This is a genomic window from Pseudomonas edaphica (assembly GCF_005863185.1).
GTDB classification, from domain to species: domain Bacteria; phylum Pseudomonadota; class Gammaproteobacteria; order Pseudomonadales; family Pseudomonadaceae; genus Aquipseudomonas; species Aquipseudomonas edaphica.
Map to the genome: position 1 here is coordinate 1 of NZ_VBVZ01000948.1, position 1535 is coordinate 1535.

2 protein-coding genes are annotated in these 1535 nt (G+C 53.6%); one reads left to right on the plus strand and one right to left on the minus strand.

Annotation, left to right across the window (positions count from 1 at the left end):
* Window positions 1-160 precede the first annotated feature (160 nt).
* Window positions 161-796: a C40 family peptidase gene (locus FEM54_RS32365; protein WP_017139450.1), complete on the minus strand. Its 636-nt coding sequence runs from the start codon at window positions 794-796 to the stop codon at window positions 161-163.
* Window positions 797-1045: 249 nt separating this feature from the next.
* Between FEM54_RS32365 and FEM54_RS32370 the strand changes: the two genes are divergently transcribed.
* The gene (locus FEM54_RS32370) at window positions 1046-1474 is read left to right on the plus strand and encodes an NINE protein (RefSeq protein WP_138454259.1); all 429 of its coding nucleotides are present in this window, start codon (window positions 1046-1048) and stop codon (window positions 1472-1474) included.
* Window positions 1475-1535: the final 61 nt, after the last annotated feature.

Genomic DNA, 1535 nt, shown 5'->3' on the forward strand with positions numbered 1-1535 from the left:
CCTGCGGGTTGTTCAGCGCTGATCCCAGGCTGAATGCACTACAAAATGTGGGAGCTGGCTTGCCTGCGATAGCCAACTGCCAGGCGACATCTCTGTCGACTGGCACACCGTCATCGCAGGCAAGCCAGCTCCCACATTTTGTAGTGCATTCAGCCTGGGATCAGCGCTGAACAACCCGCAGGTTATTCTGCTCTTTAGGCAGAACACGCTTGGCAATCACGTAGTTCTTGTCCCAGAACGGCTTTTTCAGTGTGTCGATGCTCACCGACTTGCCACGGCGCGGTGCGTGGATAAAGCGGTCGTTGCCCAGGTAGATGGCAACGTGGTTGACCTGGCGGCTCTTGAGTTTGAAGAACAACAGGTCGCCAGGTTTCAAGTCCTTGCGATCAACCTTCAAGCCGTGGCCGGCAGCCATGGCGTTGGAGGTGCGGGGCAAATCCACCGCTTTTACATCATTAAACGCATATTTCACCAAACCGCTGCAGTCGAACCCTTTACTTGGGCTGCTGCCGCCCCAACGATAAGGAGTACCGAGCACGTTAACGGCGCGGCTGAGGACATTGCTGCTTTGTTTGGTGTTGACGGCCAGTTGGGTGTGGATCGCTTTACCGTGGGCCTTGCTCACTTGAGTCGGGCGGTTGACGGTCAGCTTTACCGACTTGGCAGTGCTGGGTGTGCTGTGAACTTTAGGGGTGAAACCGTTAACGTTAGGAAGACGTTGCTCACGATTGGTGGCGTGGGCGGCCAGTGGCATTAATAGGCAAATGGTTAGCCATGTCTTGAAAAATGGTCGCATTAGGCGTGGCTCTTTTAGGTTTGCGCGCAACTTTATAACAGCTTTTTGTGTCGTTCTCAGGCCGTTTGTCGACTGAACTCTGGGGTCAAACTCAGGAAAAACGCGACGAATTGCCGCTATTGTCCTACAGAAGTCAGGTGGCATAAGGCTTTGCGGGAGGGAAGATACCATTTGCCGTGCGTCGGGCGCCCGTAAAAAAGTCACAAAGAAAATGAAAAAATTTATCTATCGAGGCAAAAGAGGTACTCCATGAACACCTATCGACAGGATGTTACGCAGCAAGACACCCACAGCAAGGTGATCGGTTACCTGCTTTGGATTTTTGGTTTTACCGGGGCGCATCGCTTCTATTACGGCAAACCCGTGACCGGGACGATCTGGTTTTTCACCTTCGGCCTGTTCGGTATCGGTTGGCTGATCGACTTGTTCCTGATCCCGGCCATGGACCGTGAAGCAGACCTGCGTTTTACCGCCGGCCCGATCGAATACAACGTGGCCTGGATTCTGTTGGCGTTCCTGGGTGTATTCGGCTTGCACCGCATGTACCAGGGCAAATGGATCACCGGCCTGATCTACCTGTTGACCGGCGGTTTGTTCCTGATCGGGGTGCTGTATGACTTCTGGACGTTGAATACGCAGATTTCGATCCGCAATGCCGAGCGCAGTGCTGGACGATAAAGCACTTAAGTCATGTAGAGATGCAAATGTGGGAGCTGGCTTGCCTGCGATGCGGACACCT

Coding starts and splice junctions, on each gene's coding strand:
- FEM54_RS32365 (WP_017139450.1), bottom strand. CDS start 796: ATGCGACCATTTTTCAAGACATGGCTAACCATTTGCCTATTAATGCCA.
- FEM54_RS32370 (WP_138454259.1), top strand. CDS start 1,046: ATGAACACCTATCGACAGGATGTTACGCAGCAAGACACCCACAGCAAG.